The organism is Tetzosporium hominis, assembly GCF_002265435.1.
GTDB lineage: Bacteria > Bacillota > Bacilli > Bacillales_A > Planococcaceae > Chryseomicrobium > Chryseomicrobium hominis.
Genome location: NZ_NOKQ01000094.1, coordinates 1 through 248, shown reverse-complemented (window position 1 = coordinate 248; position 248 = coordinate 1). Strand labels below are relative to the sequence as shown.

The window sequence follows — 248 nt, the reverse complement described above, 5'->3', positions numbered from 1 at the left end:
AACGATTACCAGCGTACAGGCGCTGATTGAGAAGCGTTTTGACAAGCAGAGGAACAGGACGGAGGATGTGCGGCGCATGCTGGATGAAAAGCCGATGACCGCTTTTCAGGTCTGTCAGCAGCTTTTCCCTGCTGTGTATGAAAAGGAATTATTTTTAACGATGTCAGAAACGGCAGGGCATCTTGATGTGTTGGCTGCAGAAGAATCCATCACGTCATATTGGGAAGGAAAAACTGCATACTTTAGAA

Annotated in this window: 1 pseudogene; it reads left to right on the top strand. The window is 46.8% G+C overall.

The features are described from left to right. A pseudogene (locus CF394_RS00330) lies at positions 1-248 on the top strand (MBL fold metallo-hydrolase); the annotation flags it as partial.